The 14,208-nt window shown below is 67.8% G+C and carries 13 protein-coding genes; 5 read left to right on the forward strand and 8 right to left on the reverse strand.

All coding sequences use genetic code 11. From position 1 onward, the window contains the following. Window positions 1-78 precede the first annotated feature (78 nt). Both HWX08_RS02980 and HWX08_RS02985 read left to right on the forward strand, forming a co-directional pair. Entirely contained in the window at window positions 79-498 is a 420-nt protein-coding gene (locus HWX08_RS02980; RefSeq protein ID WP_174921780.1) for a DoxX family protein, read from the forward strand. 63 nt (window positions 499-561) lie between these two features. Beyond that, entirely contained in the window at window positions 562-1,668 is a 1,107-nt protein-coding gene (locus HWX08_RS02985) for a porin (RefSeq protein WP_174921781.1), read from the forward strand. Window positions 1,669-1,757: 89 nt separating this feature from the next. Here the strand turns inward: HWX08_RS02985 and HWX08_RS02990 are convergent, their stop codons facing one another. Further along, window positions 1,758-3,077 carry an MFS transporter gene (locus tag HWX08_RS02990; RefSeq protein ID WP_069260160.1) on the reverse strand — a complete coding sequence of 440 codons (1,320 nt, stop codon included), beginning with the start codon at window positions 3,075-3,077 and terminating at the stop codon, window positions 1,758-1,760. A gap of 43 nt (window positions 3,078-3,120) precedes the next feature. Then, window positions 3,121-4,305, reverse strand: a complete 1,185-nt coding sequence (locus tag HWX08_RS02995) for a M20 aminoacylase family protein (protein ID WP_069260159.1) — start codon at window positions 4,303-4,305, stop codon at window positions 3,121-3,123. A 182-nt stretch (window positions 4,306-4,487) separates the two neighbouring features. Here HWX08_RS02995 and HWX08_RS03000 point away from each other — a divergent pair, with 182 nt between their 5' ends. Beyond that, complete coding sequence (locus HWX08_RS03000; RefSeq protein ID WP_069260158.1) at window positions 4,488-5,390, forward strand: LysR substrate-binding domain-containing protein; 903 nt, start codon at window positions 4,488-4,490, stop codon at window positions 5,388-5,390. Between the two features lie 210 nt (window positions 5,391-5,600). Further along, window positions 5,601-5,921: a pyrimidine/purine nucleoside phosphorylase gene (ppnP, locus tag HWX08_RS03005; RefSeq protein WP_006478890.1), complete on the forward strand. Its 321-nt coding sequence runs from the start codon at window positions 5,601-5,603 to the stop codon at window positions 5,919-5,921. A gap of 109 nt (window positions 5,922-6,030) precedes the next feature. Here the strand turns inward: ppnP and HWX08_RS03010 are convergent, their stop codons facing one another. The 4 genes from HWX08_RS03010 to HWX08_RS03025 form a co-directional block, all read right to left on the reverse strand. Continuing rightward, window positions 6,031-6,366, reverse strand: a complete 336-nt coding sequence (locus HWX08_RS03010) for a hypothetical protein (RefSeq protein ID WP_021162025.1) — start codon at window positions 6,364-6,366, stop codon at window positions 6,031-6,033. A gap of 488 nt (window positions 6,367-6,854) precedes the next feature. Continuing rightward, window positions 6,855-8,642, reverse strand: a complete 1,788-nt coding sequence (locus HWX08_RS03015) for a chloride channel protein (RefSeq protein WP_174921782.1) — start codon at window positions 8,640-8,642, stop codon at window positions 6,855-6,857. A gap of 20 nt (window positions 8,643-8,662) precedes the next feature. Beyond that, window positions 8,663-9,076: a MarR family winged helix-turn-helix transcriptional regulator gene (locus HWX08_RS03020; RefSeq protein WP_069260155.1), complete on the reverse strand. Its 414-nt coding sequence runs from the start codon at window positions 9,074-9,076 to the stop codon at window positions 8,663-8,665. A gap of 131 nt (window positions 9,077-9,207) precedes the next feature. Further along, window positions 9,208-10,380 (reverse strand): HPP family protein, encoded by a 1,173-nt coding sequence (locus HWX08_RS03025; protein ID WP_174921783.1) that lies wholly within the window; start codon window positions 10,378-10,380, stop codon window positions 9,208-9,210. Window positions 10,381-10,738: 358 nt separating this feature from the next. On the opposite strand from HWX08_RS03025, the gene HWX08_RS03030 reads away from it, so the two are divergent. After that, the gene (locus HWX08_RS03030) at window positions 10,739-11,707 is read left to right on the forward strand and encodes a LysR family transcriptional regulator (protein WP_069260153.1); all 969 of its coding nucleotides are present in this window, start codon (window positions 10,739-10,741) and stop codon (window positions 11,705-11,707) included. A gap of 49 nt (window positions 11,708-11,756) precedes the next feature. Here the strand turns inward: HWX08_RS03030 and HWX08_RS03035 are convergent, their stop codons facing one another. Together HWX08_RS03035 and HWX08_RS03040 are read right to left on the reverse strand one after the other, a co-directional pair. Beyond that, on the reverse strand, window positions 11,757-13,121 hold the full coding sequence (locus HWX08_RS03035; RefSeq protein WP_107312608.1) for an MFS transporter: 1,365 nt from the start codon (window positions 13,119-13,121) through the stop codon (window positions 11,757-11,759). A gap of 70 nt (window positions 13,122-13,191) precedes the next feature. Continuing rightward, window positions 13,192-14,130, reverse strand: coding sequence for a 2-hydroxyacid dehydrogenase (locus HWX08_RS03040; RefSeq protein ID WP_174921784.1), 939 nt, complete (start codon window positions 14,128-14,130; stop codon window positions 13,192-13,194). Between the last annotated feature and the right edge of the window lie 78 nt (window positions 14,131-14,208).

Raw genomic sequence — 14,208 nt, forward strand, 5'->3', positions numbered from 1 at the left:
CCGCCCGTCCCGGTTCATTCGCAATCCGGTGCGCCGCGCGTGTGCCCGCCGTGCGCATCGCTTTCGTTGATCGACACCATGACACCGAATCAACCGTTTCTCGCGTCCCAGCGCGATGTGCTGCTGCTGCTTGCCCGGATCCTGCTCGTGATCCTGTTCATCATGTTCGGCTGGAAGAAGATCGTCGACTTCCCCGGTACGATTGCGTTCATGGGTTCGGAAGGCGCGCCCGCGCCGATCATGTCCGCCGCGATTTCCGTCGTGATGGAGCTGTTCGCCGGGATCGCGATCCTGGTCGGCTTCCAGACGCGCGCGCTCGCGCTGCTGCTGGCGCTCTATACGGTCGGCACCGGCATCATCGGCCACCACTTCTGGAACATGACGGGCGGCGAGCAGATCAACAACATGATTCATTTCTACAAGAACATCGCGATCGCCGGCGGCCTGCTCGCGCTTTGCGCGGCGGGCCCCGGGCGTTTTTCGATCGATCGCGGATAAGCAGACCCGGGGCGCGCGCATGGGGCACGCGCTGGAAGGTCGAGACTCCGAGGGGGCATCATTTTGCGACTCAAACATTTCGCATGGCTGATCGCGGCCGCCACACCGGCGGCCGCTGTTGCACAGACGAGCGTGACGCTGTACGGCCGCGTCGACGGCGGCGTCGAGTACCTGAACCACATCGCGAAGCCGAACGGCGGCAGCGCGAGCCGCTGGAGCGCCGAAAGCGGCGACTGGGGCACCAGCATGTTCGGGCTGAAGGGGGTCGAGGATCTCGGCGGCGGGCTGTCGACGGTCTTCAACCTGGAAACCGCGTTCCAGGTGATGAATGGCCAGACGGGCGGCGGCCGCATGTGGTCGCGGCGCGCGTACGTCGGGCTGAAGAGCAACACGTGGGGCCAGTTGCAGGCCGGCCGCAACCTGTTCATCGACAGCGACGGCGTGTGGGAATTCGACCCGTTCGTGCAGCAGGCGTTTTCGTCGGCCTCGCTCGTGCGCGGCCGCAACTGGCAGCAGACCAGCAACAACATCGAGTATCACAGCCCGGTGATCGGCGGCTTCGACGTGCAGGCGCAATACGCGTTCGGCAACCAGTCGCGCGGCTTCAACTACGGCGCGGCCGACGATTTCGGCCGCTCGGACGGGATCATGATCTCGTACCATTCGCCGGTGCTCGACGTGCGCGGCATCTACGACGAACTGCGCGACAACAACGGCAAGTTCAGCAACATCTTCACCGCGTCGCGCGAGTATTTCGTCGGCGCGAACGTGAAGGTGTCGAAGTTCAAGATCCAGGGCGCGTATACGCATTACCAGGCGCCGGACAGTCCGGCCGGCGTGGCCGATCGCGCGGATCACTACTGGCTCGGCGCGACCTACACCGCGACGCCGCAGTGGGCGGTGACGGGCGGCGGGTATTACGTGAAGGTGGGCGACGGCGGCGGCGACGCGTCGCACGATCCGTCGGGGCACGCGATGATGTACGTGCTCGGCACGACGTACAACCTGTCGAAGCGCACGTTCCTGTATGGCACGGTCGCGTATGTGCGCAACGGCGGCAATTCGAACTTCTCGCTGCTCGCGACGCCGCGTGATGCGACGTCGGGCACGAGCCCGATGACGGGCGAGTCGCAGACGGGGGCGTATGTGGGGATGATGCATACGTTCTGAGCCCCGAAGGGCGCCGGATGCGCAAAAGGCACGGGTGGTCGAACCCGTGCTTTTTTCGTTTGCGGCCCGCGGGCCGCATCGGCCACCCGTCAGTCGAGCGCCTTCCCGGCCTTCTCATCCATGCAGCGCACGGCGAGCAGCGTCATCGCACCGCACCCGATCGCATACCATGCAGGCGCATTCGGATTGCCCGTCGCCGCGATCAGCCACGTGACGAAGAACTGCGCGAAGCCGCCGAAGATCGCGACACCGATGCTGTACACGAGCGCGCCGCCGGTCGCGCGCACCGCACGCGGGAACAGTTCGCCGAGCATCGCGCCCGTCGCGCCGATGTTGATCGCGTGCACGATCGACAGCGCGGCGATGATCGACAGCAGCGACGCGGCGCCCGGCCAGCGGTTCAGCGCGATGAACGCCGGGTAGATCGCGGCCATCAGCACGATGCGCGTCCACCAGACGATCCGGTTGCGCCCGTACACGTCGGACAGGTGGCCGCCGATCGGCGTCACGAGCATCAGGATCGCGCCGGCGACGCAGCCGGCCGTCATCGACAGCCACGTCGGCAGGTGCAGCACCTGCACGCCGTAGATCGCCATGTAGAACACGATGATGTAATGGATCGACGTGCCGCCGATCGTCACGCCGAGGCCCGCGAACACGGCCTTGCCGTGATGGCGCAGCACGTCGGCGAGCGGCAGCGACGCGACCGGCTCGTCGTGCGCGGCGGCGGGCGCGGCGGACGGCACTTCCTCGACGGTGCGGCGCAGCCAGTAGCCGAGCGGCACGAACAGCGTGCCGATGATGAACGGCACGCGCCAGCCCCAGCTTTCGAGCTGCGCGGCATTCAGCGTCGACGTGAGCGCGACGCCGGTCAGTGCGCCCGCGAGCGCGGCGAGCCCCTGGCTCGAGAACTGGAACGACGCATAGAAGCCGCGCCGATGCTGCGGCGCCTGTTCGAGCAGCAACGTCGTCGATGCGCCGACTTCACCGCCGGACGCGAACCCTTGCAGCAGGCGCGCGAGCACGAGCAGCAGCGGTGCGGCGAGGCCGATCTGCGCGAAGGTCGGCGCGACCGCGATCATGGCGGTGCCGAGCGCCATCAGCAGCAGCGTGAGGATCATCGCCTTCTTGCGGCCGGCGCGGTCGGCGTACATGCCGATCACGAGCCCGCCGAGCGGGCGCGTGACGAAGCCGACGCCGAAGCTCGCGACCGCGAGCATCAATTGCCCGAACGGCGAATGCACGGGAAAGAACAGCTTGCCGATCAGGATCGCGAAGAAGCTGTAGACCGTGAAGTCGTAGAACTCGAGCGCGTTGCCGACGGCGGCGGCCGCGATCAGCTTGCGTTTCTTCGCGGCGGCGCGGGCATCGACCGGCGTGCCGGCATACGGAAGGGCGGACGTTTCCATGGGGTTCCCCCGGGTAAGCGCTGAACTGCGTGATGAAGGGCCGTCAGGCCGCGAGCCAGGCTTCGGCGACGCGGACCCAGTAGCTCGCGCCGATCGCGAGGATGTCGTCGTTGAAGTCGTAGCCGGGGTTGTGCACCATGCAGCCGCCCTTGCTGCCGATCCCGTTGCCGATGAACGCGTAGCAGCCGGGGCGCGCTTCGAGCATGAACGCGAAATCCTCGCTGCCCATCAGCGGCGCGGTGTCGGCCTCGACACGTTCCGCGCCGAGCATCTGGCGCGCGACGTCGATCGCGAACGCGGTGGGTTCCGCATGATTGACGAGCACCGGATAGCCGTAGTCGTAGTCGACTTCCGCCGTGACGCCGAAGCTTTCCGCCTGGCCCTTCACGAGCGCTTCGATGCGACGCGCGAGCAGCGCGCGCACGTCGGCGTTCAGCGCGCGCACCGACAGCTTCATCGTGACGGTTTCGGGAATGATGTTGAACGTCTCGCCGGCCTGCACGCTGCCGACGGTGATCACCGCCGCGTGCTGCGCATCGACCTCGCGCGCGACGATCGTCTGCAGTGCGACCATGATGCTGCCCGCGGCCGACATCGGATCGCGCGCGAAGTGCGGCATCGCGCCGTGGCCGCCGACGCCGCGCAGCGTGATCGTCACGCGGTCGGCCGACGCCATCGCGGCGCCGGTGCGGAACGCCATGTCGCCGGCCGCGCGGCCGGGCATGTTGTGGATCGCGAAGATCGCGTCGCAGGGGAAGCGGTCGAACAGGCCGTCGTCCATCATCGCCTTCGCGCCGCCGAAGTTTTCCTCGGCCGGCTGGAAGATCAGGTTCAGCGTGCCGGAAAACTGGCGCGTGGCCGCGAGGTGGCGCGCCGCGCACAGCAGCATCGCGGTATGACCGTCGTGGCCGCACGCGTGCATCTTGTTCGCATGGCGGCTCGCGTACGGCAGGCCGGTGGCCTCCGCGAGCGGCAGCGCATCCATGTCGGCGCGCAGCCCGACCGTGCGCGTGCCTTGCCCTTCGCGCAGCACGCCGACCACGCCCGTCTTGCCGATGCCGCGATGCACTTCATAGCCCCAGCCGGCGAGCAGCTCGGCGACGAGATCGCTCGTGAGCGTTTCCTCGAATGCGAGTTCGGGATGAGCGTGGATGCGGCGGCGCACTTCGACCAGCTCGGGCGCGATCGCGGCGATACCGGGGATGACGGGGTTCACGGCTTGCAGCATGGTCTCTCCTGTGGGGCAGGTGGGGCGTTTGGCGCACATATGACGAGCAAGCATATAAATTTCTTTTGTGTACCAGAAGCTGATAAATTGCTTTGGTGCTCACCACCGGTTGCCGCTCGGGAATACCCTGAACCGGCGTGTGCCGTGCAGCACAGGGTTTCCACGGATCACGCATTGCCGCCATGAAATACCATCAGTTGAAAGCGTTCGTCACCGTCGCGGAAGAGGGGAGCATTCGCGCGGCCGCGCGGCGCCTGAACGTGTCGCCAGCGGCGCTGACGAAGGCGGTCAAGGAGCTGGAGATCGCGCTCGGCGTCTCGCTCGTGGTGCGCACCGCGCGCGGCGTGCAGCTCACCGGGTTCGGCCAGCAGTTGCAGGTGCGCGCGCGGCTGATCGTCGCCGAAATGCAGCGCGCCCGCGACGACATCGAACAGGCGCAGGGCGCGATGACCGGCTCCGTCGCGGCGGCGATCACGCCGGCTGCCGCGGTGACGATCCTGCCCGATGCGTTTCGCGCGTTCCGGCGCCGCTTTCCGGTGGCACGCGTCAACCTGATCGAAGGGTTTCCGGGCGTCGCGCTGCCGCGCCTGCATGACGGCTCGCTCGATTTCGCGGTGGCCGTCGTCGTGCCCGAACTGCTCGCGGCCGAATTCGATCACGCGGAGCTTTATGCGAGCCGGTCGCTGATCGTCGCGCGCAAGGGGCATCCGCTCGCTTCGGCGACGTCGCTTGCCGATCTCGTCGACGCCGACTGGCTGATGAACCCGTCGCCGGAAAGCTCGACGCAGGTGCTGTTCAATTCGTTCGTCGCGTACGGGCTGCCGGTGCCGGCGCGCGTCGTCGAATGTCCGAGCTTCGGCCTCGCGCACAGCCTGATGACCGAATGCGACCTGATCGCATCGATGCCCGAGCAACTGTTGCAGGGCGAATGGGCGCGCGACCAGCTCGCGGTGCTGCCGATCCGCGAGCGCCTGCCGGGCGTGTCGGTGCAGGTCATCACGCGCCGCGACAGCCCGCTGACGCCGGCCGCGGCGATGCTGCTCGACTGCCTGCGCGATTCCGCGCGGCGCAAGGGGCTGCGGTGAGCCTTTGCGCGCGACCGCCAACGGTCATTGCATCGTTGTCCTGCGGATCGTGCGAACGGCGCTGACGTCATCCCGGCGGGCATGCGGCTTGCTCGGCGGGCACGCCATCGCGGCGCCTGTCGTGCAAGCCGGTATCATAACGGCCGGCCCGCCGCTTCGGCCGGCCTCCAACAACATCGCCATCCGGCATTCAGCAATCAGAGGCATTACATGACCAGTGCAACCCAATTCGACAACGTATCGGTCGTCAAGCGCGCGAACGTCTATTTCGACGGCAAGTGCGTGTCGCATACCGTGCTCTTCCCGGACGGCACGCGCAAGACGCTCGGCGTGATCCTGCCGTGCGCGCTCAACTTCGGCACCGATGCGCCCGAATTGATGGAAGTGCAGGCCGGCAAGTGCCGCGTGAAGCTCGACGGCAGCAGCGAATGGCAGACCTACGGCGCGGGCGAATCGTTCTCGGTGCCGGGCAAGAGCCGCTTCGACATCGAAGTGCTCGAGACGCTCGATTACGTCTGCAGCTACCTGTAACACGCGCCGCGAAGACACACGCTGCGCGGCAGCAGCAAAAAGAAAGCCCCGCCGAAGCGGGGCTTGTCGCAAGCGGATGGCGCAAGGCCATCCGGAGCGCCTGTTCTCGTTACAGGCAGGCGTTGATGTCGCCGGCCGACGATGCATCGCCGCCGCGGAAACCAACCCAGGTCTTCGCATTCGCGGCGTTGGCCGGGCGCACGACGGCCGCGGCGCCATTCGGCGGCTGCTGGCCCGGCGCATACACGGCCATCGCGAGGCCATTCGCGAGTTCGTACTGCGACGTCACTTGTTGCTGCGACTTGTCGGCCCAGGTCTTCGCGATGCACTGCGCGACCTGGTCGGCAGGCTTCTGGCTTTGTCCCACGTTTTGCAGGGCAGAATCGGCTGCATGAGCAGAAAATGCCACGGTCAATGCGATGAGCGGTAAGTATTTCGCGTTCACGTTATCTCCCTCGAGTCGTGATTGATTGAATGGGATCCGCAGCAGAACTGCGTGATAGTCAGATCGCGTTGAACAAGCACGGTTCCGATGATTCCGAAACAAGTTGTTAACGCGCTTGCCAAATCGCGGCGCCGATGCTGTGCACTTTGCTGCGGCACGGCATGCATCGTATGCAGCTCGACGTCATGTGTTGCATGGCCGGTACGCTGCCCGGTCGTGCCGTGAGAGGTGGCCGCGGCGAGCGGCATGCGTTCCGCATGCCGTGCCGCAACTCTTTATTGGATTGCGAAAGTGGAATGGCTGATTGATGGCCCCGTCGCATGAGCACCATGATGACAAACTTTCGTCAGTCGAATTGTTAACCAACTTTAAACGCGGGAAGCGACGGCTTGCGAAGCGGCACGCGAGGGGCGTGTCGCTTCGTGCGGAAGAGGAAGCGGCCATGCGGGCGACGCGTGCGCGGCGAAACTGCCGCGCAGCGTGGTGGATCAGCCGGCCTGGCGCGAGCGGGAGACGCGCAGGTTGGCCGGGACGACCGGGCGGAAGCGTTCACGCTTCTGTTCGTCGTCGAAGTGCTGAAGCGCGGGCTTGATCAGATCGCTGCGCGACACGATGCCCGTGATGCGCATCGACTGCTCGTCGGCGACGACGGGCAGTCGCTCGAGCCCGAGCATCGCGAGTCGCGATGCGACGACGCGGCAGGTTTCATGCGCGTGCGCGACGGCGGGGGGGCGGTTCTCGAACGCGCCCGAGATCGGCGAGTCCGCCGCGGCCTCGGCGCGCCGCGCGTCGAGCGTCGCGCGATCGACGAGACCGAGCAGGCGGCCGTCCTGCACGACCGGGTACGCGCGATGGGCCTGCTGCGCGCCGAAATACTGCGACTCGACAGTAGCCAGCGTCGCTGCGCCGTCGATCGCGACGACCCGCTCGGCCGGCGTCATCACTTCGCCGATGTCGTGCCGCTCGAGCGGATCGACGCCGTATTCGCGATAGATGTGATAGCCGCGGCGTGCGATCTTTTCCGTCATGATCGAGCGCTTCATCACGACGGTCGCGAAACCGTGCGCGACGAGGGTCGCCGCGAGCAGCGGCAGCAGCGCGTTCGTGTCGTGCGTGAGGCCGAACGCGAACACGATCGCGGTCAGCGGCGCGCCGAGCGTTGCACCAAGCGTCGCGGCCATGCACACGAGCGGCCACAGCGCCGGGTCGCCGCCCGGCAGCACCGGCGACAGCACGGTGCCGAGGCCGGCGCCGAGCATCAGCAGCGGGGCGAGCACGCCGCCCGAGGTGCCCGAGCCGAGTGCGATCACCCACATCACGGCCTTCACGATCAGCAGCGCGAGCGCGATCTTCAATGCGATGTGCTGATGCAGCAGGTCGCCGATCACGTCGTAGCCGACGCCCAACGCGCGCGGCTCCAGCCAGCCGCCGATGCCGATCACGATCGCGCCGAGCGCGGGCCACCACATCCAGTGCACCGGCAGTTTCGCGAAGGCGTCCTCGACGCGGTACAGCGCGGCTGACAGCCCGCACGCGAGCATGCCCGACAGCAGGCCGGCGACGCCGCACGACAGCAGCGCGACGGGCGTCGGCGCGGCCGTGGTCAGCGCAAACAGCGGATCGACGCCGAAGAACACGGCGCGCGCGAAACCGGCCACCGCGCACGCGAGCGCGACCGGCAGGAAACTGCGCGGACGCCATTCGAACAGCAGCAGTTCGACCGCGAGCAGCACGGCGGCGACCGGCGTGCCGAACACGGCGGTCATGCCGGCGGCCGCACCGGCGACGAGCAGCGTCTTGCGCTCGGCGGCGGTGACGTGCACGCATTGCGCGATCAGCGAGCCGAGCGCGCCGCCCGTCATGATGATCGGGCCTTCGGCGCCGAACGGGCCGCCGCTGCCGATCACGACGCCGGACGACAGCGGCTTGAGGATCGCGACCTTCGGCGACATGCGGCTCTTGCCGAACAGGATCGCCTCGATCGCTTCGGGAATGCCGTGGCCGCGGATCTTGTCCGAACCGAAGCGCGCCATCAACCCGACGATCAGCCCGCCGATCACCGGCACGACGATCACCCACGCGCCGAGCGTATTGTGCGCGGGCGAGCGGTCGACGAACGAGAACTGCCGGAAGAAGAACAGGTTCGTGAACAGATGGATCAGGCTCAGCAGCACGAATGCGGCGAGCGTGCTGAGCAGCCCGATTCCGGCGGCAAGCAACGCGATCCTGGGCAGGCGTTCGTTGGTCGAGAAATCGCGTTTGTGCGGTGCGTTCATCGGTGTGGAAAGGGCAAGGGTCAGTAATCGATCTGGGGAACCTGGAACGCGCCCTTGAGCGACTTCAGCTCGGCGCGATGCATGGCCGCGAGACGCGCGAGCAGCGTCTCGCCCGCGGGCTCGAGGTGGACTTCGACCTGGCGGCGGTCCGCTTCGCTCGTCTTGCGCTTCACGAGGCCGAGCGCTTCGCAGCGCGTGACCAGCGCGACGACGCCGTGATGCTGCGCCTGCAGGCGTTCCGCGAGCTCGCCGATGGTTGCCCATTCGCGATGCGGGTAGCCCTTGATGTGGAGCAGCAGCAGGTATTGCAGCGGCGTCACGCCTTCGCTTTGCGCGGCGCGTTCGGAGAAGCGCTCGAAGCGGCGCATCTGGTAGCGGAACTCGGACAGTTGCTGGAAATCGCTTTTCGCCAGTGCACGTCGCGTATCGTTCATCGGGGCGGTCGGACAGTCGGTTTCGATAGCGGTAAATATATCACAACATGATATAAATGGCCGAATTTCCGCGAACGGAATACATGCTGCGTTACGTCGGCCGTTACAGCGCGTGACGCGCGCTGCATGCGCTACGCCGCTTCGGGCATTTGCGTCTGCCGATACAGGCCCGTGACGAGATCCGTCTGGGTCATGATCCCGACGAGCCGGTGCGACGCATCGACGACAGGAATGTGGTGGTGGCCCGAATGCGTAAACAGCGGCACGAGCGCGGTAATCGGCATCGTTTCCGGCACGCATGCGACGTCGCGCGTCATCACGGACGCGACGCTCGCCGGCTGGCCGCCGAACGATTGCGGCAGCCGCGCGGACACGCGTTGCCACAGCGGGGTCGGGCGGCGCAGCGCGCGCGTGAGGTCGGCGCGCGTAATGATGCCGGTCAGGCGGCCTTCGCCGTCGACCACGGGCAGCGCCTTCACGCGGTGGCGGTCGAGCAGCGCGAGTGCGGCCGTCACCGACGTCGACGGCGCGACTTCGATGGCATGTCTAGTCATCAGGTCGGCGCACGAGAGCTGGCCGAACGTGCGCGTATAGGCCTGCATCTCCGTTTCGCGCAGCAGCGCTTCGAGATCGTCAGGATCGACGTCGAGCCATTCGCCGCGGCGCTTCAGCACCGCGTCGAGGTCGTCGCGCGTGAAGCCGCCGCGCGCCGCTGCGGCGGCGCCGGCCGGTTTCGCTTCGGTGCGCACGCCGCCGTGCGGGTAGCGGTGCCCGGTGAGCGCATGATAGGCGAGCGCGGCCGACAGCAGGATGGCCGATTGCAGCGCGATCGGCTCCAGCACGAAGCTGAATCCGAGCGAGTGGATCGCCGGGCCGCCGACCACCGCGGTGAGCGCGACGGCGCCCGACGGCGGGTGCACGCAGCGCAGCGCGAACATGCCGCCGATCGCGCACGCGATCGCGACCGCGGCGGCCGTGACCGGATCGGCGATCCATTGCGCGCAGGCGACCCCGACCGTCGCCGCGACGAGATTGCCGCCGACGATCGACCACGGTTGCGCGAGCGGGCTGGCCGGCACCGCGAACAGCAGCACGGCCGATGCGCCCATCGGCGCGACGAGCAGCGGCACGAGGCCCGGCACGCCGGGGAGCAGCCGCATCGTCACGCCGACCGTCGCGATCCCGACGAGCGCACCCATGCACGAGCGCAGGCGCTCGCGCCAGCCGAGCGACATCGGATGAGGAACGAAGCTGTGCAGCCATTGCCGCAACGTGCGGCGCGACGAAGAAGAGCCTGACGACATGGACGGTAAGCGGTAGATACGACGGCGCGGATGCGCGCGGTGGCAAGCGGCGAATTATATCGTGTTGTGATACAAATTGCTGCGCTGCTTCCGCGTTGCAGATGAGCGATGCGCATGTCTTGCAAAAACCTTTCATCCCATGAAGGCGGGTGCGTCGATTGCGCAAATTCGTCGGCAGCGGCGTACAATTCGGGCCACCGAATCCCCCCGTCATGCCCGAACTCCGTACGCGATGCCCGCTCTCCCGCCTTTTCCCCCGGCACGGCGATCGATGCGACGTGGTTCGCGGCTGCGTTCCGTTTCCCCCTGACGCGAGCGCTGCCGACGCCTCCCCACTGACTCTCCCCCAGCCAATTCAATGGACATGCTCGAAAACATGCGCCTGTTCGTGCGCGTCGTCGAAGCCGGCAGTTTTACTGCGGTTGCGAAGGAAATCGACGCGACCACCGCGCAGGTGTCGCGCGCGGTATCGAACCTCGAAGCGCACGTACAGACGCGCCTGCTGCATCGCACGACGCGCCACCTCGGTCTCACCGAAAGCGGCCAACGCTATTTCGAGCGCGCGAAATCGATCCTCGCGGAAATCGACTACGCGAATGCGGAGGCACGCAACGCGCTGCTGCGGCCGACCGGCAAGATGCGCATCCATGCGATGACGGGGCTCGGGCAGAGCCATGTCGTGTCGTCGATCGTCCGCTACCAGGAGGACAACCCCGACGTGTCGGTCGAACTCACGCTGGCGCAGCGGATGCCGAATCTCGTCGAGGAGGGCTACGACGTGTCGATCGTGACGGCGTCGCAGCTGCCCGATTCGGGCTATGTCGCGCAGACCTGCGGCACGAGCTGCAGCGTGCTCGTCGCGTCGCGCGAATACCTGGCGCGCCACGGCACGCCGCAAACGCCCGACGAACTGCCGAACCACGTGTGCCTGCGTCTCGACACGCCCGCGTCGCCGGCCGGCGAATGGCGGCTCGAGCGCAGCGACGGCGAGGAGACCGTCTACGAGCTGCAGCCCGCGCCGTTCCAGGTGAACGTGCCGGACGCGTTGTGCGTCGCCGTGCGCGCCGGGCGCGGGATCGCGTGCGTCGCGCTGTATACGGTGCTCGACGACATCCGCGAAGGGCGGCTGATCCGCGTGCTGCCCGAGTACCGGCTGCAGACGGTGAGCGTGTATGCGGTCTACGCGACGCGCCGCTATCTCGACGCGAAGATCCGCACATTCCTCGACCACCTGCGCACGACGCTCACGCCCGCGCTGGAGAACGATCTGCGCGAACTCGACCGGCTGACCACCGAACAGACGCCCGGCGGCCGCAAGCGCGCCTGACGGCCCGCGCGGGCGGGCACCGCCCGAACCGTACGTGCGGCGGCGACGGTCACGCGCGCGGCGCGATGCGAATCCGCTCGAAGCGTCCCGCCAGCCATGCGTAGGCGGCAATGCCGATCAGCCCGTGCGCGGCGACGAACCACAACGCACCGGCGAACGAGCCCGTGCTCGCGACGAAATAGCCGATCACGAGCGGCGTGACGATGCCGGCGATGTTGCCGAGGCCGTTGAACACGCCGCCGCTCAGCCCGACCATGCCTTCCGGCGCCGTATCGGCGAGCACGGCCCAGCCGACCGCCGCGAGCCCCTTGCCGAAGAACGCGATCGTCATCAGCGCGATCACGACCGCGTTCGACGACGCGCCGTTCGCGAGCACGAGCAGCGTCGCCATCGCCATCCCCGCGACGAACGGCGTCTTGCGCGCCTTCGACGGATGCATGCCGCGGCGGATCAGCCAGTCCGACAGCACGCCGCCGAGCACGCCGCCCGTGAAGCCGCAGATCGCCGGCAGCGCGGCGACCCAGCCGGCTTCCATGATCGTCATCCCGCGCCCCTTGATCAGATAGATCGGGAACCACGTGATGAAGAAGTAGGTGAGCGCGGTGATGCAGTACTGGCCGATGTAGATCGCCCACAGGTTCCGGTGGCGAAACAGTTGCGACACGTCGTGCCACGACACGCGCGGCCGCGCGCGCACGCGGTTCGCTTCGAGGTCGACGAGCGCGCCGTGCGCGCGCAGGTAGTCGCGCTCCGCGTCGCTCACGCGCGGGTGGCCGTGCGGCTCGCGATACCACGCGAACCACAGCGCGGCGAGCGCGATGCCGAGCAGCCCCATCCACAGAAACACGTGCTCCCAGCCGAGCGCATGCGTGAGCCACGCCATCGCGGGCGTGAACAGCACGACGGCCATGTATTGCGCGGAATTGAACAGCGCCGACGCGGTGCCGCGTTCGGCGGTCGGGAACCAGCACGCGACGATTCTCGAGTTCGCCGGGAACGCCGGAGATTCGACGAGGCCGAGCATGAAGCGCATCACGAACAGCGCGAGCGTGGCGGCCGCGCCCTGCACGGCGAGCCAGCCGACCGTCCCTTGCAGCATCGTGAAGACCGACCACAGCAGCAGGCTCAGGCCGTACACGCGCCGTGCGCCGAAGCGGTCGAGCAGCCAGCCGCCCGGGATCTGGCCGATCGCATAGGCCCACGCGAACGCGGAAAAGACGATGCCGAGCTGCACCGGCGTGAGTCCGAGGTCGTGTGCGACGCCGGTGCCGGCGATCGACATCGTCGCGCGATCCGCATAGTTGATGACGGTGACCGCGAAAATCAGCGCGAGGACTGTATAGCGGACGCGGCCGATCGTGCGCGACGCGGCGGGCGACGCGGCGAGGGCGGCGCCGCTGGATCGATGGGGCATGCGTGTCTCCTGGCCTTCGTCGTGCGAAGGCATCCGGTGTTGTAAGGGGCCGTCGTACGGCTTGCGGCGGTCAGCGCGTGACGCTGGTCGGCGGGCGCTGGCCCGCGAAGCACGCGGCGAGATTGGCGAGCACGATCCGGCCCATCTCCTCGCGCGTTTCGCGGGTCGCGCTCGCGCGGTGCGGCTGCACGACCACGCGGTCGAGTTCGAGCAGCGCGGCCGGCACGTGCGGTTCGTTCGCGAACACGTCGAGGCCGGCACCGGCGATCGTGCCGTCGGCGAGCGCGCGAATCAACGCGGCTTCGTCGACCAGCTTGCCGCGCGCGACATTGATCAGGAATCCTTTTGGACCGAGCGCGGCGAGCACGTCGGCCGTCACGAGCACGTTGCCGTGGTCGGCCGATGCCGCGATCACGAGCACGTCGCTGTCGCGTGCGAGCGCGGCGAGGTCGGGCACGAAGCGATAGCCGCTGTCGCGATGCTCGCGCGGGCCGAAATAGCTGACGGGCATCCGGAACGCCTGCGCGCGCGCGGCGATCGCGCGCCCGACACGGCCGAGCCCGACGATGCCGAGCCGCTTGCCGGTCACCTGCGTCGCGAGCGGCTGGGCCGCCTTGCCCCAGCGGCCGGCGCGCACGATGCGCTCGCCGGCGCCGAGGTCGCGCAGCGTCATCAGGATCAGCCCCAGCGCCATGTCGGCGACGTCGTCGGTCAGCACGTCGGGCGTCGTCGTCACGTGGATGCCGCGGGCCCGCGCGCGATCGAGATCGACGGCGTCGGTGCCGATGCCGCTGATCGCAACGATCTCGAGCGCGGGCAGCCGGTCCATCAGCGCGGCGGACAGGCCGTTCGCGCCGCCGGTCACGACACCGCGAATGCGCGCGGCGACGCGCTCGAGCAGCGCGTCCGGGTGTGCGGCCGCATACAGCCGGTGCACCGCGTAACGGGCGGACAGCTCGGCGTCGATGGGGTCGGGAAGCGGCTGGGTGAGCAGGATGTCGATGGTCATGAAGGTCTCGGTCGGCGGGCGCGGTGCAGGCCGCGCATCAGGTGAAACCGAGTATAGAAATCGCATCGATATGCGTCT

It is taken from the genome of Burkholderia metallica, from assembly GCF_902832845.1.
GTDB classification, from domain to species: domain Bacteria; phylum Pseudomonadota; class Gammaproteobacteria; order Burkholderiales; family Burkholderiaceae; genus Burkholderia; species Burkholderia metallica.